The sequence below is a fragment of the Bacteroides hominis genome (assembly GCF_033042785.2).
GTDB lineage: Bacteria > Bacteroidota > Bacteroidia > Bacteroidales > Bacteroidaceae > Bacteroides > Bacteroides hominis.
In genome coordinates, this window is record NZ_CP178829.1 from 582,863 (window position 1) to 601,494 (window position 18,632).

The following is an 18,632-nucleotide window of genomic DNA, read 5'->3' on the forward strand; positions in this document are numbered from 1 at the left end:
AAAATGTCCGTATATTGGAATAAGAAAAAAACAAAGAAGCCCACCGGATGAGGGCGGGCTTTATGGTTCTATGATTAGGAAAACTCTTATCCGACAAAGGTTACATTACAATTATGGAATATAAACTCCGGGTGACGTGTAAGCCAAGACTCGTAATTTCGCTGACGTTTAAGCTGGCGACATTCGGAAACATAGTGGTGGTACTCTTTACGTTTGTCAACCAGAAAAAGAATCAGAGATTCATAACTGGTAGCTCCCGCAGTTTCTATGCGACCAGAGATATTAAAGATTCCGGTAATGATATTACCTTTAACGTTCGATTTGCGCAGATAGCGAATAGTACATCCGTGAAGATCGATACCATAAGCAGAAAGATCAATGTAAGGATTCCCAGTAAGGGCAATGGGTGAATTGCTACCCGTTTCGTAGGTGGACGTTCCGAAACTGTCGTTAGCAGCACAGCCATGAAATTGGTTTGGTTCGTTAAGCATAAACAAATAGTTGTTAAAATGAAAGTATCCGTGTCTTTTCCGCTGCTTAACACATTCAAACCAAATGCTGTGATTCCATTACAGTCCCACACGGAGGTACACGGATACCAAATATGGTACACTAATAGTCTGGATACAAAGGTGCACAGTAACTACAAACTGGCCACCCACATTGGGTTTGTTATACCCATTGATGGAATTAAATATGCCCTAATCCCCCTTATTTTCCCTCATTTTTGTCAACATTGTGTCTGCGAACTTCAGTGCAAACTTTTTCAATGTTTCTACTGGCATTTCAGCTTTAAAAGTTGGTTGCTTTTTGTCGAAGTCTTCAAATCGAAGATGAGTAATCTTTTTATTTCTTCCACGGTCTTTACTGATAGGAGTTACCCTTCCATGTGCAACTGAGTTTCTAATGTGCCGAACAATTTCATCAATCTTATATTGATCCTCCTTAATCTTCTTTATATGCTTCTTCTTAATACCCCAATTTTCATCCAAATCACCTTTCGGAAGGTCGTCATTCCACACTTGCTGGGGCACCACAAGAAGTCCCAGCAAACAATTCATACACAAAGTTATTTCATACTTTTCTTCTGGTACCTCAGAAAAATCAGTCTTGTCATACTGCTCTAAAATTAATTTAGTTCTTTCGATAAAATCGAATTCTCCCTGTAAATAATGGCTCATTATTAGTTATTTTATACCCGTTAGTGGAAACTAAATTAGTACATATTATTCCACCAATAGATTTGTTATATAATCACTGCAATTTTATTGATCATTTTCGTCTTATACAATATTTATCCGAATTATTTTACTCTTTAGTTACTTCTTTTATTTCTCCTATCATTTCCTCAGTAGAAAATATACTTTTGAAATTGTTGATTCTTTCTTTTTTGCGCAGTTCGAGTAATTTCTTTTGTTTTTGCTCTGCTTTTTTCAGCTCTTCTATTTCCTTTTGTATGGGGTGAGTGGTAAGAAACTGCTCCTTCTGAGAAATTTGAGTTTGAATTCGAGCTATCTCTTTAAGGTTCTTCTCGTCATCAAGGTATGAGCCGAAGAGAATGTTGTCAATGGTGGTATATACCCACAGTTCAAAATCCGGGTTGAGCCAGGCAGCAAACTTGATAGCCAGCACGGTGCATAAATGTACCACTTTTCTGACTGGAACGATACAAATCAGACTGTGAAAAAACCTTTAAATAACCGGAATTCCGGTTATTTAAACATGTTTTAACAAATCGTTTTGTTGATTCGTTTTCCATAAAACCGTTAATACTTTTACCAAATATTTTCGCCATTTGGGTTGCATTTACCATCACATTCTTATCTTCAACTTCAAAACCTACAGTTTCTCCGTTATACTTAAATTCTTTCTTTTCCATAATTGTAATGTTCAAATAGTCTATATTAATTTACATCAGAAATCAAGTTCTTGTTTGCTTTCATCGTCAGGCTTTCGCTGAAGGTCGATGTCATACAGTTCACGGAAGATATCGTAATTGAGAGCAATACAACTGGAGTTTGTTGATTGCTTCTCCATCTTCCGGACCATGGTATTATCTACAGAGGTACCGGCTGCTGGATCAAATGGCAAGTCCCCTTCAAAACCTCCCCTGGGTACTTCGACTACATCATACCAGTTGAACCGCCGGGCATGAATCAGACCGATGTAACTCGGATGCGAGCGAAGGTTCTGCTCGATAGTAGATTGTGTTGAATCCTCACTGTTGTAGGAGCTACGAGCAAACTGAGTGTAAACAGGACTGAGCCGTAAGAATAGAATACGTGTGCCGGCAGCGAAAGCAACCTCTTTCTTTTCGCCTCCCGGTAACTTGATCGTGACCCGGTCTGGAGTATCAATAGTGAAGTCGCGCCCTTCACGCACAGCCTTGCTGTCGATCATGACATCCATGGCCTTAAAGAAGGTAGCCAACTTATCGGTCTTGCTGATCAGCTCCACTTGGAACTTGATTTTGCTGCAAGCAATTTTAAAAAAGTCATTGTAAGTGAAAGGTAACTTTAGCTCTGTATAATCTTCAACCAGTCGACAAGTAGCCAAGAAGAGTGACGCTGTTTTCATTAACCGATCAATTTCTCCGGCATTGATAAGTGCTTCCTTCAGTTCATCGTAACACTGTTGCTTGAGTGACCGGAAATTCTCCATTACTATTGGCCGTAGCTTCAGAATCTCAAAAAGTACATTCGACAATCCGATCTTGGCCGGATCCTCAATCTCCTTGAGTTCATTAAATAGTTGCACCTCCTCCGGAAGACGGTTCTTAGGTTTAGGAACCTCGCAGACAATAATACGGGACATTAGAGCATTGTCGTCGCGCTGGGGCGTTTCCTGGCCACAAATAATAACCGGTGCGTATATTTTCTCAACTTCGATTTCTTTGCCGACAGTGCCCTTCCTTTTTTGTCGGCCATCACCGTCATAGACAGCTCCCTTCAGGTACTGGAACATGATATCCTGTATATCCTTATTGTTGTACTCGTCAAGTACAGCGGGAACATCCCGGAAGGAAGAGAGCAGGGAAGATAATGCCGGCAGCGTACCGGTGTTCAAGTTAAAGATCGGTATCTTCGGAGAGATGAACAAGGATCGGATTGAGATAGCGATCTGAGTCTTCCCGGAGGACATAGGACCCATGAAGAAAGGAGCTGTGAATAGGCGATCAATGTTATGAATGTTACTACGGAAAGCGCACATAATGGCAAAGAGAATAGCCCATTTACCGTTATCATTGATTTTATACACCTGGTCCATCAGGCTGGCCCATCGCTCGAAAGTACATTGTTTTTCTGCAGGAATATCTTTATAGACCAATTGTGAAATAAGCTCGTACTTATCGGTTTGCCTACCGGATCCGGCGTAGATGGTAGAGAATGCGGGAAGATAATAGTTCTTGTTGTTGTGAGTGACAACTCCGAGCTCGTTAACCGGATCGAAACGGGCCTGCTCGTCGACAACATGAAAGATACCATTAGAGAAGGCAAAAAACATATTATCCTCCCGGCGGGATGATCCATCGGTTTGCTGATTTCCATAGGTCAATATCTCTGAACAAGTAACAAAGTGCCGGGACATGTACTCCTTGATCTTTGTCCAGTGTTTCTCTTCTCCGGACGTGAAGTTGACAGCTTCCAACTGGATCAGTTCTTCCTCAATGGTGGCTTTCTTAAGAAGTGCCCTGGAGGGAACCTCGATATAAAGGGGATTCTTATAATACCGGCGGTTAATTTTCAAAACTCGTTTATTGGCATCTTTGTCATCTGAGTATATGTGCAGAAGGGGAGTCATGAAAAAATCGGCAACTTGTAAATGGCCCCCCTTCTCTTGCCGGAACATGTAGCATACCGGTTCACCTTCTTTATTCAACTTCGGATAGAAACCACATTGACGGTACATCTCGGCATACTCAGGATTTTCATCGACATAACTCGGCTGGCATTCCGGATTGTATTCTTCATCCGCATCATCATCTGTACGCTGGGCAGCAATGGCCATGCGTGATTTCCGCCTGGCCAAGTAAGGTTTTAAAATTTCCGTAAGCGATCCCTTGTTCAAATCAAGGGAATCATAGAAGTATTTGAAATTAACCACTCGAACTGAATCATCCGCATAACTTATCAAATCGGCACAACGTTCGATAAAAGGGGTTTTCTCCCCATAATAAGCAACTAAAAACTGCCCATACAAATGCACATAGTATTTAACGAAAGTATAACTCTTATCCGTTGACTGTACTTCTCTTTTATACCCTTCATCATCTTCCTCTTCTTCCGGCTCCTGTTCGTTAGCCGGAACAGTAACTGTTATATTCGTTATGCCGGCACGATATAACATAGCCAGGGCAGAAAGATAGTCAGATTCATCGCCATCCTTGTTAACTGATAGCCCAAAGAGATCCGTCGTGAAAAAGGTACATTCACGACGGATTTCCTGTATATCTGTTGCCGACGGAACACCGTGTATTAAAAGAATTGGAGAATCACCATATAGATCCAGAAACTCGGAGAAATCAGAGGTCAAAATGCATGGTTGACCTTCCTTACGCAATTCTTTGATTAAATCGAGTCCATAAACGCCAGGCTTCAATTCCTCTTGTTTGGGAACCTCCTTTATATTCCGGAGGATATCACGTATTTTACGCTCAAGAACCTCAGCATTCAATTCGAAGCGGGTGGCCAAGACACGTATATGATTCAGTCGTGAAGTCTCTGAGGAGATACAAGAGATAAGACTACATATTGAATTGAGAATCTCCTCCTGTTCATTCGGATCCGGAGAAGGGTTCTGTTCCAGAAAAACGTCAGCGAAATAAGTAGGAAAATCTGTTCTACGATTAAGCAACCATCTACCTGTATTTTCCCTTTCCTCTAATGCAATGTTGTCCGGATCCTTTCCTTCGGGAAGATGAACACAATTTACTGAGAAACCGGCACGCAACAGTTGTTCGCAATTCTTTAAAGAGGCCTTGAGACCAGCCGGATCCGCATCGTATAGTAGTGTAACAGATTGTGTGAAGCGACTGATCAGTCTTATCTGTTCTGAAGTTAAAGCAGTACCGGAACCGGCAATTGTATTCTCGACTCCAGCAGCATGCAGCGACAACACGTCGAACTGGCCTTCAACCAGGTAAGCGAAATTCATCCTGGCAATAGAACGTTTAGCTTGATAAAGTCCGAAGAGCTGTGTTCCTTTTTTGAAAACAGGAGTATCACCGGTATTCACATACTTTCCGGTATTTTCTTTCGGTGTGATAAAACGCCCGGAGAAACCTATGATATTCCCATTCAAATCAATAAAGGGAAACATGATTCTATCCCGGAATACATCGTAGGTACACTTCCGTTCATTCTCAGCCAGTAAACCAACTTGCTTCAATATGGACTCCGAATAACCGGCTTGGATAAGTTCCTTATGTGCAAGGTTCCCTTCAGGAGCATAGCCTATCTGAAAATTTTGAACCACTTTGTCTGTTAACCTGTACCCACGTTGATTTAGATAACTTTGAGCCTCCGGTAGATACTTTTGGAAAAAGACTCCGGAAGCTCGGAGAGCGATACGCATAGCTTCCCTATCCTTTGCATCCTGTATCTCTTTTTCCGTAAGTTCCTTATTTTCAATTTGAATACCAGCTTTTCTGGCACACCATTCAAGTGCTTCAGCAAAAGAAAGGTTCTCGTGTTCCTGAATAAAAGCGATAACATCTCCTCCCTTGTCACAGACAAAACATTTAAAAGTTTGTCTGGCCGGACTAACTGTCATCGAGGGATGGGTATCAGGATGGAAGGGACAGATTCCAACATAACTGGATCCCTTCTTCTTGAGAGAGACAAATTCATTGATGATATCAACTATATTGAGAGCTGACTTTATCCGATCAATGGTCTGTTTATCAATCATAATTCATCATTATTAAATATATTCAACTGGCGCGCTTCGAAGGCTTCCTGGAGTGTGATCCCGAAATAATCGCAGAGCGAGAGATATTCTTCATTTGTGATGGGTTTACGCCCGTAATATAAATCCCAAAAACGCATCTGATTGATGCCTACCTCTTTATAAAATGGACGATTGGGCATGAAGTTCTCCGGGTGTTTGAACTTCAGGCTCAATATTTCTTGTACCAGGTTTCGTTTGACGACCTGGCGAATGACGATCTTGCGTCGATGCATGAATAGCTGGACCGCCAATTCAGACCGCCCAACGGATACAGCCATCTCAGACAAGGTGAGTTTTCCGGCATTATCCCGGATATATTTTTCCTCTTCTGGAGTCCATCTACCGTTATTCATCTTTTAGTTCTATTATAAATTCGACAATTATCTTCAGTAAGTTCATAATCCGGATGGCTATCGATGTAGAAACTGCAGATACCAAGAAACGTTTCACGTCTATAAACCGGTACAGAACCTACAATATCATAGTAATGGTTTGGTTGTAACTTATCCAAGGCAGTGAAGACACGTTGCTTGTATTCATTAAAACCATCTATACCCATATTGAAAACTGCTACTTCAGCCCAATCCGGACTAAGTGTTATTCCAGGTTCTTGAGTTCTTTCGCTTGTTTTTCCCATTGTAGTATTGTTGGAATTGGTAAGTCATACTTCCGCTGACGTACATTAGATCTCTGCGAAAAACAATGGCCCGTAGCGTCCCACCGTACTTTCTTATGATAAATTGCCGTTTTTCGCTGGCCATCGATTGTCACTTTCTTGGAAATAGGAACTGTACCGATAACTTTCCGCACCTCTCTCGATTTATCGGTATATTTAATTTCCTTAATTGTGTAGCCACATATTTTAATGGCTTCTTCAAATATTTTAGTTGGGTACATAAATTATCAGTTATTAATCAATCTGCATCATATTCTACATCAATTATTTCTTCGGACTGATAAGCCACTGGCAATGTCATATCTTTCCGTAACATCCGCCACATATAGGTAATAGCGGTTTCCTCATCATCGGCATATACTTCCCGTATTCCGGAGTATGAACCGTAATAATATCTTATAGTGTATTTATTCATTTCTGATCAGTTATGAATTAAATTTTTCTTCCATATCTTCATAATCTATGCAGTTTATGGGAATACATAAATCAGGTTCTTCTAATTTGATGTCAGGTCCATAACATTCTATCTTTTTAGCACAATTAATACAGAGATATTCTTCATTTTCCATAATGTTCCTTTCTGTTATGTTAGGAATTAAGTTTTGATAAAATAAAATCAGCTAATTCTTGCGTCTCTTTTTCGGTTTCTTGTTTTTGAACTTGACAAATGAACCTCTTTATATTAAAGAATCTGCCATCAGATGAACCTTCAATGATATAAGTGCCTTTACGGTCTGTCGTTTTTACAAATTTTGTTTTCATTTCTTATCAGTTATTAGTAATTCTTTGAAATCCAGTTATCAGTATCACAGTGAAAGCAATATCCGGTTTTAGGATGTTCCGCACCGTCTTTAGCTCCACAAGTTCCACAATAATACTCTTTGTCGTATTCGGGGGAAAGGCCTTTATTCCGTTCTTTGATGACAGCTTTTCTTTCTTCAAGCATCATCATTTTATCGGGATTACGACTCAAATAGAACTTTCTGACTTTATGTATTTGCTTTTCAAATAGATCGTCAGATTCCGCAATCTGTTTGGCTGTATATTTGTTCATAATTGTTATGTTATGGGTTAATCCTTTCAAGCCAATCACTAACGCATTTTTCCACTTCTGCATAGCTGGTAAACGTTCTTTTTTCAACAGTTACACAGTACCGCATTAATTCACCGCGAATAATTCCTGCATCATCCTTCCAAACATTTATAGCTCCATTATCTCCGGCAGAAGTACACGCATATCCCAGTTCGATGGTTGATTCAATGTCACTTGTATTATTGATACTATACGCATCAACCTTACGTCTTTTTACTCCCGGAAGCCCATCTAACTGACAGATAGGCTTCTCTTTCTTTATGATTATATTTTTGTTCATTACTATTCTGTTATTATCAATTTACCTCTATCTTATCAGCTGACTCTCCTTCTCTTTGTAAGGCACCAACTAAGACAGATGCTATTGTACAATAAAAGCCCTTATGCTCTTTAAGGTTATCAGGACTACCAGTTATATTGATATCTAAAGTTTCCTTCTTCAAGTCATTACAGAGATTGATTATTATTTTTTCCCCATCTTCATTTTCAATGGTTACTTTACATTTTTGATTTTGCTTTTCCATGATTAATAAGTTTTATGTTAGTAACTATTTATTTTGCTCTTCCTTCAAAAAAGCACGTCGTTTCTTCGATATAATTTTATGCCAGTCACGCCGTACATGCTGCATCCACTCTCCTGAGAGCTTTTGGTGATTTATACGATAGTATACTTTTGTTTCCATGGCAAGTTATAGTCAGGTGGTTGTTTAGAATAGACCGGGAGTTTCCCGGTCTATAAGTGATATCTAAAATACAAAACCTAACTGGGGCTGTCCCAACGGCTGTCCTTTCAGCCGGCATCTTTAATTATTATATATAAATTAGCACTCCTCACGGAACATTGTATTCTAAGCTAAGTCCTTTGATACGATACAATGAATCGTATCTTCATCATTACAGATCAATTCGTCTACACAGTGTGAACATACAGTATGATCCGAATCTGCCCACCAACAATTTCCATAGTTAGGATTATAACAAGGATCATTGTCCGTGCAACCGCAATATCGGCAAACACCTGATACAAACCGTGGACGGGATTTAATGATATCCTTCAGAGAAAGATATCTCCTCTGTTTACGCTTTTTATTCCTTCTCTTTTTCATTTCATATTGTTATGATGCCAGTAATTGACCATCTGTGAGACACTTTTTACACCGATCTTAAATTTTATGTTTTCCCGGTGTCGATTAACAGTAGGTATAGATATGGCAAGTTCTTTAGCGATCTCTTCCGTTTGCATATTATCCACAATCAGCCGGAAGACCATCATCTCACGATCAGTCAACTCTGTAGTAAGTTTAGGCTTGCATACTACTCCTTCATACAAGCATTCGCCCCGGAGAGGGCATTTGACTTCCTCAAATTCATAATTACCAGACGCATCGATATCGTAATTAAATTGATCGTACTCTCCAAAATTACACCGGATAAAACGATGCACAATCCGAAATTCATAATAGAGCTTATTCCGATCACTCTTTGAGTAAATTTCAAGAAGTTTATTGTAAGCATCAACGTACCTGTCGCGAATAAGGGAAAGAACATTATTTATAAGCTCACGTTCCGATTCCGTAAAGACACGTGCAGGTTTATTTTCTTCCTTGATCATAACCTCACCATCAGGTGTATTATAGAATTCAACGTTTCGGTATATCATAATATTATGCCTTTACTAATGATGGAACTTTGTGATCTAATATCAGTTTCTCAAAAAGGTTCCGTTCTAATGGTCTAAAAGAATCAGTACGCAACTTCATATAAAATGTCGTATATGCCATCCCTGTAGCATCCATGTACTCTTTCCGCAATGCAATTTTGTCTTCTTCAGATAAAGCATCATAATGGTCTTTAAGTACCATTTTTTGAGATTCCTCAGTTTTCTTCATGCCAATACAATTTTTAGTTCTATATTTACACTGCAAACATAAACAATAGTTTTATATAACACAAACTATAATATATAAAACTACCTATCGTTTGCATTATTTAGACTAATTATAAACTAAAGTTATGTTTGTAGGAGAGAGAATAAATAATCTTTTGGAAGAGAGAGGAATTACTAAGGTAAAATTATACACTACTTTAGGTATTAGTGCTCCAGGATTAGATAAAATGATTGCAGGAGCCAATGTAAGAGTAGGTAGCCTTGAGAAAATTGCTGATTTTTTTAAGGTATCAATGGATTACTTCTTTGATAGAGAGGTAGATAATACATCTATCAATATTGGACATCATGTTAAAGGTAATGGAAATAATGTATCTGGAGATATTGCCTTGAGTGAATGTCAGAAAGAACTATCTCACTTAAAACAACTGCTTGAAGAGAAAGAAAGAACTATTCAAATTCTTTTAAAACAATAATAAAAGAAAAATTGAAATTCTAAAATGTTTTCTGAGGACAAATCTCGGACAAATAATAAGATTATTAACATAGTTATGAAGGAGTAAGTAACTGATTCTCAAAGCACAGTCCATCTATTTTTTTTAACAGGAAAGTCAGGCCTCCGCAACTAAATAGAAGAGAAAGGCTGATAATTAATAAATTATCAGCCTTTCTTGATTTTATATCAGAACCAAAGGGATCATGGATTACCGTTTTATCATTAAGTACCAACTTTAAGACAGTCACCAATAGCTACATTATTCTTAGTACCATCCCCGGATCAGAACAATCTCCCTCAGAAGCATTCATGAGTCCTATTTGTCGGATTACATCCCCCGGTATTGTCAAACGATTCCCCTTAATTACAATTTTGGAAGTAATATCCACCGGAGTTTCTCCTGCCAAATCCTGTGCATATACCGTACGATTCTCCTTTTCTATTGAGGAAGGAAATACCATCGTCACCTCTTTGAAATACCCCAGTAAACCGACAGGCACATCCCAACGATCAATAGATACGGTCACTGCAACTTCTTCTGTTACATATTCACGCCCCAAATTACGCCCTATTGTAACAACAGCTACAGCACCATTGGGATAACGGGACGCCAGCACAAATGGACGAACTTCCAGAGGAGCCCCGGAAACTTTCGGCAATCCCATTCCCCGGGCGACCCGTGCCGGTGCTACAGCTATCACGTCCGTACCAACCTTACGTCCTTTATTCCAGGTTTCGTTCTCCCATAGCGTCCAATGATCAGTAAGCTTCACGCTATCAATAGCATAAGCTGTATTTCCTACTGAGAAAGGTACTGCTATCCGATGCCATCTGACTCCACGTACTACTTCATCCAAACGTCGCTTTATATCACGCCCGGTCGGTGGAAATACAAAATCCTGTGTCCCATCCGGCAAAGTTCCTGCAAACGAATGACGCATCACACCAATAGCACAACCCAGCCCCACTGCAATATAAGGTTCATCTTCACAGTTGATAATTCCTTTTGCCCCATTAACGGTCTTATAAGGTAATAGATCACAAATACGCTGAATAGTAATCGGCTGCGCCATAATGTTTTCTACATCATACGTCCGAAAGACATCGCTGAATTCAATAAACTCATTTCGCAAAGCATGTTCTATATATAAATGAGGAGCATATCGTTTGCCCATAGAAGTTAATCTTCTCCTCCATTCTCCATTCCTATCCTCTTTCCCCCAATCCACTTTCCAATAATCAAAACCTGCTTCATTAGCTACCTTTATCCGTCGTTTCCAATATTCTTCCTCAGGAATATCGGCATACTTTTCTGCCTTCTGGGCACAAATCCATCCACCAATACCTTTCCAGCCTTTGCTTTTGATTTTTAAGGATAGCTGCCTTAAACGTTCCACGTCATCTCCACCAAAAGACGGGAAGCGATCCGGACTAAGTTCTACAGTTCCTAAATAAGGATTTGGTGAATCATTAACGCCTTTCGGTATATCCCATGAATCGTCCATTACAAAATAAAGATCTTTCCGGATAGCAGGATAACAATCTACCCAATTCTGATAGGGTCCATCTCCAAATAAATAGTCTTCAGTCATGGCGGCTCTGGTTAGTTCAGTACTTTTATAGCTGACCACATAGCCTTGCAAATTCCACGTACAAAAGTAATCCGGAGCTTTAGATGGAGTATCGGGCACAAGGCTTTTTACTGCACATGGCTGACCTGCAACAGAAATACACATGCTACAAAAAAACAATATCAATAAGTTTTTATGTCGTGTCATATAGGATATTTTTTAGATTAACAAAAACAAATATTGCAAATATAATCATTCTTCTCATCTATCGGACAAGATCATTTCATTCGTTTCATTAAATCTCTCCAAAACGGCAAAATACTCCAATGCCTTACCACTCCAAAAACACGCCATTACTATCGCATTTAGCCCCATAATAGTCTACTGCATAAATGGTAAGTATGTAACAGAAAGTATAGCTTTCCACTTCTGATAACAAAAAAAGATGCAACAATAAACTAAACAGTTCTTTTGCTACATCCTTTTCTTCCTGATATACAATCTATCCACTCAAACTTCTCAAAGCCCGAGAAGCAATGCCTTTTTTATTCGTCTTGAAGTACTAAACACCCTTTTTCCTTCATCGTCACATGCAGCACGGCATCCTCCTTCTTAGGAGTCCAAATCATCTTCTTGCATTCCCCTTTCTGGAGCTCATTACGATGATAAGTCTCACTACCTGTCAAGTGTTCAGTACCAATTGTACATTCATGGACACCCCAGTTTCTGACGCCATCCAGATCCAAATAAAGATAGGGAATTATCGATTGAAGAGCATTAAATGTCACGCCATCACCATCAACATAGAGAGCGCGAATCTCACAAGAATCTAAACGTACTTCCCCACTTTGGATATACGTAGCCAAAGAGTCTGTTTTTATCCCGTTCATATTCGTACGCAATCCACGAATGGTATTGGTCAGAAAAGCCAGATTAGCATCCGCTTCTATAGTAAGCTGTAATCCTTTAGCCTGCAACCCCGGAATAAGATATTTCTTTTTCTGTTCAGGAAGATCATAATTAGTCAAATCCAGGCAAATCACCAAAGTATCCGCATCCTGACTGATTTTCAGATATTCAGATTCCGGACTAAATAATCTTGTTTTCCCATCAGTAGATGGCACTACATTCACGCAAGCCTGTTCCAGCCACGCATGACGTGTATCACTTGCATAAACTTTTACGGCACGAACACCGGAAAACTCTGTTTGAAGCAACTTATCCGAAAAAGTGAGTATGTATGAGTCTCTATCAGACTTTTGGAAAGAAATATAAACGACACCTGCCATTAGTATCACGAGTACCGAAGCAAGTATGCCAATAAATATATATGTAGTACGTTTCATAAGATTCTATTTTTTTATTTTTGTTTCATCATAAAGTTACGATACATAACCAGCAGCTCTTCATCCGAAACTCCCAGTGTGTAGAGTTGACGAAATACGTGCTCAAGTTCATCCTTCAAGAAGGTCTCCCGGCGAAGTGAAAGAATCAGATCTTTGGCACCGGCAGAAACAAAATAACCGATACCTCGTTTATTGTAAATGATATTCTGCGACTGAAGATAGTCGAACGAGCGCATGGCCGTATTGGCATTTACCTCTACTATAGCTGCATACTCCCTTACGGAAGGAATACGTTCCTCCTCCTGATACTGCCCGAGAAGTATCTCATCACAGATTCGATCTGCTATTTGCAGATAAATGGCTTTACTCTCTTTAAAATTCATAAACGTAAGAGTTTGTTACATTCGATTAATAATCTCAGATTCCTTGAAACGGAAATACGAAAGTGTCCAATTGATCAGTGTAAAAAGTATTGCTATTGCTGAAAGACAATCAAAAGCTGCTTCCTCACTAATATCCGGATTGAAATTTATGTGATCCGACCATATCAATTTAGCAAATCCGCCAACAATTAACACATAGGCAATAAAAACAATCATTCCTGCAGAAAATGTTTTGACAAAAGAATTCTTAGGCCAGACAGTACTCCCTAATACAAAACAAGACTGAAAGAAAAAATAGCCTGCTATCATCAATACAAACGTATAGGTATGCCTGAACACCGTATAATAACCTGTATTATCACCAAACAAATGAGACAGCGGAGTAACCGCAATCGCATCATTCTCCGGATAAGCTAACGAATACACCAATACCTTTGTATAATCCGCCAGCTTATAGGTAATCAGAAAAACGATTAAGAAAACAACCGTAAATACCAGCCAGCGGGAAAAGAATTTTTCAAACGAAGTGGCAGGAGTCATAAGTACAGAGAGCCGCCCTGTTTTCGATTTCATCCTTTCCATCGTAAACGAAGCACTCAGGCAACCAAACACCCAAAGCCCCCATATAAAAATCATCAGATTAAAACTCCAGGTTATATCGCTATCCTGACTGGCCCGATAACTCAAATATCCATTCCATATCATTATCACCGCCATGGCACCATACATCAACGCGACACGGAGCAGATTTGACTTCCAGTTCTCGATCATCTCTTTACGGCAGAGATTCATAAAACGTGTTTGGCTGAAAAAAGTATCTCTTATCATAATTCTGTTTGTTTAGTGTGGAACAATGCAGATATCCTTTCGGGAACTGCCAAGGTAGCGTTAAAAAGTAATTCAAGATTGATCTCCGAATCATCGCCCGATTCATTAGGCAGAAGCAAGAAATTACCTTGAATAGACGGAGCGGAATATAAAGAAGATTGAAGCAATGTCCGGTCGTCACTCTCAGTAAAAAGCAGTTTATCACAAATGCCCATTACAGATTCGTTCAGTAGCACCCGGCTATTGTCCATAATCAGCACATGGTCCAACACCTTATCAATGTCACGCACCTGATGTGTAGAAATCAAGATCGTTTTATCATCTGTCATACCCGAAGCTATAAACTTCCGGAACTGGCTCTTACCCGGAATGTCCAGTCCATTGGTCGGCTCATCCATCAATAGTAAAGACGTATTTGTAGCAAGCGCAAAGCTCATGAACACTTTCTTCTTCTGCCCCATAGAGAGCGCCCCCAGATCAATATTGATATCCATCTCAAAATAGTGCAGATATTTCACCATATCCTCTTTACTAAAACGAGGGTAAAACGGACTGTTTAACTCTACATAGCTAATTAGCGAAACAGGGGGAAGGTCAAACTCTTCAGGAACCAGGAACATATCCTGCAATGTAACCGGCAGGCGACGGCGCACATCAGTACCGTGATAAAGCACACGGCCACTTTTGGGTGTGAGTAGGCCACTCATGAGATAGAGTAGTGTAGATTTACCTGCACCATTTTTGCCGAGCAATCCGTAAACTCTACCCTTCTCAAGTGATAGAGAGAAGTCATGCAATACGGCACGCTTCGATTTACGATAGAAAAAAGAAAGATTTTCTGCTGTAATCATCTTCATTTATTTATGAGTTTATGTGTATTAGTATAATAGCACACTGCAAAAGTAGACAAATATATGGATACTACAACAAATTCAGCAATATTTTTTCAAACTTTCTTATACAATTCTTATAATCAACACTATAAAGAAACACATTTTATATATACAAAGAAGAGAATAAGATCAACGCAAAAACTGAGAAGCATATGTCTCACTAAATATAATAAGGTGAAAAACAAGCAGACTTATAATTAAGCAAAGGTAGCGGAAAGCACTATAAAAAAGGAGGAGCTAAGAATCACTCTCCACTCCTCCCACACGACAAACAACTAAAATTATTACTATTTGATGCCATCCAATGCACGTTTAGCAGTAGCATTAGCGGGGTCTATAGCCAGAATTTTATTCCAATACTCCTTAGATTCAGGAAGTTTGTTAGCCACCAGATAATAATATCCCAGATAACTGTAACACTCAATCAGTACAGAGTTATATCTCGGATCGTTTTTGTCAACCAGGAATGTGGCTACCTCTTCATAATAAGGTTTAGCCAATCCCTGAGTGGTTTCCGGGTCTAACGCAGAATTGGTGCGTGCCCTCCAGAAGTTACCCAAATAACTATCCGGAGCCACTGTAGCAATTTCAGTAAAAATAGAATCGGCAGAGAGAAGAGCAGCCCTCCGCTCATCTAAAGAAACCGTCAATGTATCCGATTGCGTACCCTTTTCGTAATAAAGCTTTCCAATCTGAAACTGTACGTCAGGGGTACGTTTATCGGCACTCAACGATTCGCTATATTTTTTATAGGCTTCTATCGCCTTTGTAAATTCATTGTTCAATTCATAAGAAGAAGAGACTTCACGCCACAAATCTGTTTTACTCGGATCGAGTGTGATTGCCTGCATATAAGCATCCACCGCTTGATCATACTTTTTTACAGCATTAAGCAAATGACCGAAATACATATAGTCAAGATAAGAAAAATCGGCCTTATCAGACTCTTTAAAGAAAGCATCTGCTGCTTTCATAGCTTCATCATAGCGTTTCAAGTCGGTATAGTTATACATAGCCAAACGGTTGAACGCGGCATCACGCGGATTCTTCTGCAATCCCATCAGAGCTATCTGTAGCGACTTCTCAAAATCATGGTTCAAAAAAAGCGCAAAAGAATACTTCGTCAAATCATCTTCCGTTGCTTCCGGAGTATTGATGAATCGGGCATAAGCTTCAGCCGCTTTATCAAACTTATTATTCAAATAATAAATTTCAGCCAGTTTCTTGTCGGCAGCAACACTCGAAGGATCAATGCTCTTCAGCTGTTCCAGTTTCTCTATGGCAAGTTGTGGACTGGCAGCCTTATACACATCAGCGAATTTCAAATAAGCCTCTTTATAATTAGGATCGAAATAGATAGCCTGTTCGTAAAGCTGACAAGCTTTTCCGGCCTCTTTCTTAGCTACGGCTATATCGCCTTGCAGCACCGATACCGCAGCCGATTTGCTGTCAGCCTTTTGTCCAAGAGCGGCATAAGTTTCCGCTTCACTAATTTTACCAGCTTCCAGATATGCCTGACCAATGGCAGTCAGGAGATCGGTATTTTTTTTATTTTTCCCTTTCAGCAACTGTGCGGCTTCTTCGGAAGCCTGCGCCGGGTTGATCTGAATCAATTCTTTTACTTTGGCAACCTCGCTGTGCCAATCAGCATCCGCCGATTGCGCAAAAAGCGGACCGGCTGCTACAAATGCTCCTACTAAAAACAGTTGAAATCGTTTCATTGTAATTCAATTTTAGTTATTATTCGTCTTTCACGTCCACAATACGAACCGGCTGGGTAGCCGGAACGAGTCCGGACTTTAATATAATCCGCTGCCCTCTATCAGAAGTGAGAAAAGAAGCGAATCCCCAGGGCAGTGCATTACGGGGATCATTCAGTAATACATAAATAGGGCGTGCTAACGGATAGTTTCCGTAATACAGATAAGCTTGATAGGGCTTGTAACTGTTCTGCGGGGTAGCTATATCGTCTGCACTTACTGACATCACTCTAATCTCATCACGGAAAGACAAGTTTGTGGTATCACTCCGGTTTCCAAGCCAATTGACGCCAATCACTCCGATAGCATCGGGTGTACGTGCTACGTAATCAATCACTTGCTGATTTGTCCTCAGAGCCTTTACATCTTTATCGGATAAAGGAGCTCCTTTGCAGATGGAGTCAACTGCAAAACGTACCGTGCTTGAGTTCTTATTATCAAATACGAGTTGGATATCACCCAGCTTTGAGGTAGGATAAAGCTCTTTCCATGCATGTACCCTTCCTGTCAGAATACGCCGGATATCACGCACCGAAATCAGGGTATCTGTATTTTGCCTGTTGACAATCAGGGCTAATCCGTCAGTAGCCAGCTTTATTTCCCGAGGGAAGAATTTCCGGCTGTGGAAAGAATTCATCTCTTCGGGAGTCAATGTACGAGTGGTAATAGCCAGACGCACACTATCCTTCAGAAGCTGATTGATAGCGTCTACCTCAGTAGTATAACGGGGAACAATTCCGGCCAAAGGAAATAATCCCTCGAATACATCGATTTCCTCTTGAACAATGGGTTGAAAACTTTCGTCAGCGGTAATAGCTATTACTCCCGACGTATAAGTATCCGTCAGTCCGTCCCTGGGTTTTGAATTACAAGCAGATAATACAATCAAAGACCAGGCACTGATTAGCCAGAATTGTTTCTTAGTCATAATTACTGTAGTTTAAAGACAATAGGAACTGTGAAATTTACTGCCACGGCCTTACCGTTCTGTTTTCCAGGAATCCATTTAGGCATCGATTTGATAACACGTATGGCTTCCTTGTCGCAATATGGATCCAATGAACGTGCGATAGTTACATCCCGCACCTGTCCATCCTTACCAACCACAAAACGACAGATCACCTTTCCTTGTGTACCATTCTCGGCAGCAATGGTAGGGTATTTCAGATGTTCACCGATATACCTCATCAATTCTGTGGTTCCACCGGGGAATGTAGGCATCTGTTCTACCATATCGAAAACTTTTTCTTCGGCCGGCTCTGCCTGAGTAACCACTTGTTTCAAATCGGCAATATCCTTACCGTTTGCTTCATCGTTACCCTTCACGTCGGCAATGGATATAGCGACTTTGGTTTGTGTGAGTTCTTCCTGGCTTTTAATCTCATCATCCTCATGTACTTCCTCATCTTTTTTAATGACTGGAGCGGTAAACTTGATAGAACTCTTCAAAGCAGGTGGGGGTGGTGCCACCGGTTCTACTCTCTTCATCTCTTCCTGCTTTATTTCAGGCTCCTCCAATTGCGACAAGGTGGTGACTTCCGTCATTACCTCTTTTTGCTTCGGAGTGGCCATCTTGATTAAAGTCGGAAGACTAAAGCCCACTAAGGCGATTATCAACACAATAACCATTGCCACATTGTGACGTTTGGGTGAATCAGCACGCATTTTATACGCACCATAAGCTTTATTTTTGCCTTTAAAAATCAGCTCACACCATTCAAAAGAAGTTAAATCTATTTTTGCCATTTT

General features: G+C 40.1%; 24 protein-coding genes. 1 reads left to right on the forward strand and 23 read right to left on the reverse strand.

All coding sequences use genetic code 11. The annotated features are described in order from the left end of the window. Positions 1 to 86 precede the first annotated feature (86 nt). The 15 genes from R3O62_RS02775 to R3O62_RS02845 form a co-directional block, all read right to left on the reverse strand. The gene (locus R3O62_RS02775) at positions 87 to 491 is read right to left on the reverse strand and encodes a hypothetical protein (RefSeq protein ID WP_317473035.1); all 405 of its coding nucleotides are present in this window, start codon (positions 489 to 491) and stop codon (positions 87 to 89) included. A 210-nt stretch (positions 492 to 701) separates the two neighbouring features. Further along, positions 702 to 1,181, reverse strand: coding sequence for a HEPN family nuclease (locus tag R3O62_RS02780; protein ID WP_317473034.1), 480 nt, complete (start codon positions 1,179 to 1,181; stop codon positions 702 to 704). Positions 1,182 to 1,308: 127 nt separating this feature from the next. After that, positions 1,309 to 1,650 carry a hypothetical protein gene (locus R3O62_RS02785; protein WP_317473033.1) on the reverse strand — a complete coding sequence of 114 codons (342 nt, stop codon included), beginning with the start codon at positions 1,648 to 1,650 and terminating at the stop codon, positions 1,309 to 1,311. Beyond that, on the reverse strand, positions 1,589 to 1,879 hold the full coding sequence (locus tag R3O62_RS02790; RefSeq protein WP_317473032.1) for a KilA-N domain-containing protein: 291 nt from the start codon (positions 1,877 to 1,879) through the stop codon (positions 1,589 to 1,591). Before R3O62_RS02790 ends, R3O62_RS02785 begins: the two co-directional genes overlap by 62 nt. A gap of 35 nt (positions 1,880 to 1,914) precedes the next feature. After that, a complete protein-coding gene (dnaG, locus tag R3O62_RS02795) occupies positions 1,915 to 5,910 on the reverse strand; it encodes a DNA primase (RefSeq protein WP_317473031.1) in 3,996 nt (1,331 codons plus the stop codon). Next, complete coding sequence (locus R3O62_RS02800; protein WP_069108653.1) at positions 5,907 to 6,302, reverse strand: XRE family transcriptional regulator; 396 nt, start codon at positions 6,300 to 6,302, stop codon at positions 5,907 to 5,909. Before R3O62_RS02800 ends, dnaG begins: the two co-directional genes overlap by 4 nt. After that, positions 6,299 to 6,586 (reverse strand): hypothetical protein, encoded by a 288-nt coding sequence (locus tag R3O62_RS02805; RefSeq protein WP_081325522.1) that lies wholly within the window; start codon positions 6,584 to 6,586, stop codon positions 6,299 to 6,301. Before R3O62_RS02805 ends, R3O62_RS02800 begins: the two co-directional genes overlap by 4 nt. A 277-nt stretch (positions 6,587 to 6,863) precedes the next feature. Next, positions 6,864 to 7,040 (reverse strand): hypothetical protein, encoded by a 177-nt coding sequence (locus tag R3O62_RS02810; protein ID WP_005811065.1) that lies wholly within the window; start codon positions 7,038 to 7,040, stop codon positions 6,864 to 6,866. A 10-nt stretch (positions 7,041 to 7,050) separates the two neighbouring features. Beyond that, complete coding sequence (locus R3O62_RS02815; RefSeq protein ID WP_005818055.1) at positions 7,051 to 7,194, reverse strand: hypothetical protein; 144 nt, start codon at positions 7,192 to 7,194, stop codon at positions 7,051 to 7,053. Between the two features lie 19 nt (positions 7,195 to 7,213). Next, positions 7,214 to 7,387 carry a hypothetical protein gene (locus R3O62_RS02820; RefSeq protein ID WP_005793873.1) on the reverse strand — a complete coding sequence of 58 codons (174 nt, stop codon included), beginning with the start codon at positions 7,385 to 7,387 and terminating at the stop codon, positions 7,214 to 7,216. A gap of 13 nt (positions 7,388 to 7,400) precedes the next feature. Further along, entirely contained in the window at positions 7,401 to 7,679 is a 279-nt protein-coding gene (locus tag R3O62_RS02825; protein WP_269115924.1) for a hypothetical protein, read from the reverse strand. A gap of 10 nt (positions 7,680 to 7,689) precedes the next feature. Then, a complete protein-coding gene (locus R3O62_RS02830) occupies positions 7,690 to 7,998 on the reverse strand; it encodes a hypothetical protein (RefSeq protein ID WP_005812583.1) in 309 nt (102 codons plus the stop codon). 16 nt (positions 7,999 to 8,014) lie between these two features. Further along, positions 8,015 to 8,242 (reverse strand): hypothetical protein, encoded by a 228-nt coding sequence (locus R3O62_RS02835; protein ID WP_317473030.1) that lies wholly within the window; start codon positions 8,240 to 8,242, stop codon positions 8,015 to 8,017. 578 nt (positions 8,243 to 8,820) lie between these two features. Continuing rightward, positions 8,821 to 9,378: a response regulator transcription factor gene (locus R3O62_RS02840; protein ID WP_032542138.1), complete on the reverse strand. Its 558-nt coding sequence runs from the start codon at positions 9,376 to 9,378 to the stop codon at positions 8,821 to 8,823. A gap of 4 nt (positions 9,379 to 9,382) precedes the next feature. Next, positions 9,383 to 9,607: a hypothetical protein gene (locus R3O62_RS02845; protein WP_136199895.1), complete on the reverse strand. Its 225-nt coding sequence runs from the start codon at positions 9,605 to 9,607 to the stop codon at positions 9,383 to 9,385. 124 nt (positions 9,608 to 9,731) lie between these two features. Between R3O62_RS02845 and R3O62_RS02850 the strand changes: the two genes are divergently transcribed. Next, the gene (locus tag R3O62_RS02850) at positions 9,732 to 10,082 is read left to right on the forward strand and encodes a helix-turn-helix domain-containing protein (protein WP_005811088.1); all 351 of its coding nucleotides are present in this window, start codon (positions 9,732 to 9,734) and stop codon (positions 10,080 to 10,082) included. 274 nt (positions 10,083 to 10,356) lie between these two features. On the opposite strand, the gene R3O62_RS02855 is transcribed toward R3O62_RS02850, so the two are convergent. The 8 genes from R3O62_RS02855 to R3O62_RS02890 form a co-directional block, all read right to left on the reverse strand. Further along, positions 10,357 to 11,880 carry a hypothetical protein gene (locus tag R3O62_RS02855; RefSeq protein ID WP_101603941.1) on the reverse strand — a complete coding sequence of 508 codons (1,524 nt, stop codon included), beginning with the start codon at positions 11,878 to 11,880 and terminating at the stop codon, positions 10,357 to 10,359. A 338-nt stretch (positions 11,881 to 12,218) separates the two neighbouring features. Next, entirely contained in the window at positions 12,219 to 13,019 is an 801-nt protein-coding gene (locus R3O62_RS02860; protein ID WP_022011260.1) for a hypothetical protein, read from the reverse strand. Positions 13,020 to 13,033: 14 nt separating this feature from the next. Beyond that, positions 13,034 to 13,402, reverse strand: coding sequence for a GntR family transcriptional regulator (locus R3O62_RS02865; RefSeq protein WP_005811098.1), 369 nt, complete (start codon positions 13,400 to 13,402; stop codon positions 13,034 to 13,036). Between the two features lie 15 nt (positions 13,403 to 13,417). Beyond that, complete coding sequence (locus tag R3O62_RS02870) at positions 13,418 to 14,230, reverse strand: hypothetical protein (RefSeq protein WP_005811100.1); 813 nt, start codon at positions 14,228 to 14,230, stop codon at positions 13,418 to 13,420. Continuing rightward, positions 14,227 to 15,081 carry an ATP-binding cassette domain-containing protein gene (locus tag R3O62_RS02875; RefSeq protein WP_032530226.1) on the reverse strand — a complete coding sequence of 285 codons (855 nt, stop codon included), beginning with the start codon at positions 15,079 to 15,081 and terminating at the stop codon, positions 14,227 to 14,229. Before R3O62_RS02875 ends, R3O62_RS02870 begins: the two co-directional genes overlap by 4 nt. A gap of 329 nt (positions 15,082 to 15,410) precedes the next feature. After that, on the reverse strand, positions 15,411 to 16,844 hold the full coding sequence (locus R3O62_RS02880) for a tetratricopeptide repeat protein (protein ID WP_317473029.1): 1,434 nt from the start codon (positions 16,842 to 16,844) through the stop codon (positions 15,411 to 15,413). Between the two features lie 19 nt (positions 16,845 to 16,863). Continuing rightward, positions 16,864 to 17,811, reverse strand: a complete 948-nt coding sequence (locus R3O62_RS02885) for a PstS family phosphate ABC transporter substrate-binding protein (protein ID WP_022011258.1) — start codon at positions 17,809 to 17,811, stop codon at positions 16,864 to 16,866. Positions 17,812 to 17,813: 2 nt separating this feature from the next. Next, complete coding sequence (locus tag R3O62_RS02890; RefSeq protein WP_005783011.1) at positions 17,814 to 18,629, reverse strand: energy transducer TonB; 816 nt, start codon at positions 18,627 to 18,629, stop codon at positions 17,814 to 17,816. Between the last annotated feature and the right edge of the window lie 3 nt (positions 18,630 to 18,632).

Bases quoted from the DNA above. Each gene is read 5' to 3' on its own strand.
- R3O62_RS02865 (WP_005811098.1), bottom strand. From the start codon at position 13,402: ATGAATTTTAAAGAGAGTAAAGCCATTTATCTGCAAATAGCAGATCGA.
- R3O62_RS02875 (WP_032530226.1), bottom strand. From the start codon at position 15,081: ATGATTACAGCAGAAAATCTTTCTTTTTTCTATCGTAAATCGAAGCGT.
- R3O62_RS02775 (WP_317473035.1), bottom strand. From the start codon at position 491: ATGCTTAACGAACCAAACCAATTTCATGGCTGTGCTGCTAACGACAGT.
- R3O62_RS02850 (WP_005811088.1), top strand. From the start codon at position 9,732: ATGTTTGTAGGAGAGAGAATAAATAATCTTTTGGAAGAGAGAGGAATT.
- R3O62_RS02815 (WP_005818055.1), bottom strand. From the start codon at position 7,194: ATGGAAAATGAAGAATATCTCTGTATTAATTGTGCTAAAAAGATAGAA.
- R3O62_RS02860 (WP_022011260.1), bottom strand. From the start codon at position 13,019: ATGAAACGTACTACATATATATTTATTGGCATACTTGCTTCGGTACTC.
- R3O62_RS02885 (WP_022011258.1), bottom strand. From the start codon at position 17,811: ATGACTAAGAAACAATTCTGGCTAATCAGTGCCTGGTCTTTGATTGTA.
- R3O62_RS02805 (WP_081325522.1), bottom strand. From the start codon at position 6,586: ATGGGAAAAACAAGCGAAAGAACTCAAGAACCTGGAATAACACTTAGT.
- R3O62_RS02880 (WP_317473029.1), bottom strand. From the start codon at position 16,844: ATGAAACGATTTCAACTGTTTTTAGTAGGAGCATTTGTAGCAGCCGGT.
- dnaG (WP_317473031.1), bottom strand. From the start codon at position 5,910: ATGATTGATAAACAGACCATTGATCGGATAAAGTCAGCTCTCAATATA.
- R3O62_RS02825 (WP_269115924.1), bottom strand. From the start codon at position 7,679: ATGAACAAATATACAGCCAAACAGATTGCGGAATCTGACGATCTATTT.
- R3O62_RS02800 (WP_069108653.1), bottom strand. From the start codon at position 6,302: ATGAATAACGGTAGATGGACTCCAGAAGAGGAAAAATATATCCGGGAT.
- R3O62_RS02835 (WP_317473030.1), bottom strand. From the start codon at position 8,242: ATGGAAAAGCAAAATCAAAAATGTAAAGTAACCATTGAAAATGAAGAT.
- R3O62_RS02870 (WP_005811100.1), bottom strand. From the start codon at position 14,230: ATGATAAGAGATACTTTTTTCAGCCAAACACGTTTTATGAATCTCTGC.
- R3O62_RS02780 (WP_317473034.1), bottom strand. From the start codon at position 1,181: ATGAGCCATTATTTACAGGGAGAATTCGATTTTATCGAAAGAACTAAA.
- R3O62_RS02830 (WP_005812583.1), bottom strand. From the start codon at position 7,998: ATGAACAAAAATATAATCATAAAGAAAGAGAAGCCTATCTGTCAGTTA.
- R3O62_RS02845 (WP_136199895.1), bottom strand. From the start codon at position 9,607: ATGAAGAAAACTGAGGAATCTCAAAAAATGGTACTTAAAGACCATTAT.
- R3O62_RS02820 (WP_005793873.1), bottom strand. From the start codon at position 7,387: ATGAAAACAAAATTTGTAAAAACGACAGACCGTAAAGGCACTTATATC.
- R3O62_RS02790 (WP_317473032.1), bottom strand. From the start codon at position 1,879: ATGGAAAAGAAAGAATTTAAGTATAACGGAGAAACTGTAGGTTTTGAA.
- R3O62_RS02840 (WP_032542138.1), bottom strand. From the start codon at position 9,378: ATGATATACCGAAACGTTGAATTCTATAATACACCTGATGGTGAGGTT.
- R3O62_RS02890 (WP_005783011.1), bottom strand. From the start codon at position 18,629: ATGGCAAAAATAGATTTAACTTCTTTTGAATGGTGTGAGCTGATTTTT.
- R3O62_RS02810 (WP_005811065.1), bottom strand. From the start codon at position 7,040: ATGAATAAATACACTATAAGATATTATTACGGTTCATACTCCGGAATA.
- R3O62_RS02855 (WP_101603941.1), bottom strand. From the start codon at position 11,880: ATGACACGACATAAAAACTTATTGATATTGTTTTTTTGTAGCATGTGT.